Source organism: Candidatus Symbiopectobacterium sp. NZEC135, from assembly GCF_025962695.1.
Map to the genome: position 1 here is coordinate 1 of NZ_JAGFPF010000459.1, position 1,363 is coordinate 1,363.

Genomic DNA, 1,363 nt, shown 5'->3' on the forward strand with positions numbered 1-1,363 from the left:
GGTGTTTAACACTGAATTTTACCCACAGATAAGCCCGACCATGGGAACGTTGGCGGCATTCGGGACTTTTGGCGTTGGCTTTTTGTTCCGCCCGCTGGGCGGCATGGTGTTTGGGCACTTTGGCGATCGCCTGGGCCGTAAACGCATGCTGATGATCACCGTGTGGATGATGGGTATTGCTACCGCGCTAATCGGCCTGTTACCTTCATTCGCTTCTATCGGCTGGTGGGCCCCGGTGTTGCTGGTCACCCTGCGCGCCATTCAAGGGTTTGCTGTCGGTGGCGAGTGGGGCGGCGCGGCGCTGTTAGCGGTGGAAAGCGCGCCCAAGAAAAGAAAAGCGTTTTACAGCAGCGGGGTACAGGTCGGCTTTGGCGTTGGCTTGCTGCTGGCAACCGGGTCGGTATCGGTGGTGAGTCATTTAACCAGCAACCAAGAGTTTGTCACCTGGGGTTGGCGCTTGCCGTTCCTGTTCAGCCTGATTCTGGTCGCTATCGCCTGGTGGGTGCGTAACGGCATGGATGAATCGCAGGAGTTTGAGGCGAATAAAACGCTGGAAGATCGCGCCAATAAGCTCCGCTCCTTCCCGATTTTCGAAGCGCTGCGTCAACACCCTAAAGCCTTCCTGTTGATTATTGCACTGCGCCTCGGCGAACTGTTGACGATGTATATCGTTACCGCATTCGCGCTTAACTACTCGACCACCCATTTAGGCCTGTCGCGCGATATGTTCCTGAATATCGGTCTGCTGGTAGGTGCGATCAGCTTGCCTGGCTTGCGGACAGCTTTGGCCGTCGTCGTATTTATGTCACCGGGGCGCTGATCGGTGCAGCCAGTGCGGTGCCGTTCTTTATCGCGCTGGAGAATCACAACACGGCGCTGATCCTGCTGTTCGCCATTCTGCTGGCGAATATTGCACACGATATGATTGTCAGCGTACAGCAACCGATGTTTACCGAACTGTTTGGCACTGCCTACCGTTACAGCGGTGCGGGCGTCGGCTATCAGGTCGCGAGCGTGGTGGGTGGCGGCTTTACGCCGTTTATCGCCGTGCTGCTGGTGGAGCTCTTCTCCGGTGCCTGGTATGGCGTAGCGGGTTATCTGGCGATGGGATGCCTGATTTCTGCCGTGGTGGGGATGAGTATGAAGCCGCAATCAACCGACTAAGAGAAAATAAAGACCGTAACGCCACGCCGGGTGCTGTAGGTTACGGTCTCTCCGGTTATTTTGCGCTGAGTTGCCCTTTAGCTGCATCCAGCGCATCCAGCGCACACTGCTGGTCGATGCTGCCCGAGGGCGCACCGCCAATGCCAATCGCCCCAATGGTTTGATCCCCCACTTTCACCGGCACGCCGCCCGCCAGTAA

Annotated in this window: 1 protein-coding gene and 1 pseudogene; one reads left to right on the forward strand and one right to left on the reverse strand. The window is 57.2% G+C overall.

Going from position 1 to position 1,363, the window contains the following annotated elements; all coding sequences use genetic code 11:
* Nucleotides 1-1,164, forward strand: a pseudogene (gene shiA, locus J5224_RS27865) (shikimate transporter); the annotation flags it as partial.
* 55 nt (nt 1,165-1,219) lie between these two features.
* Here the strand turns inward: shiA and J5224_RS27870 are convergent.
* Nucleotides 1,220-1,363 (reverse strand): heme-binding protein (locus J5224_RS27870; protein WP_264628369.1); only part of this gene is annotated, 144 nt, incomplete at its 5' end.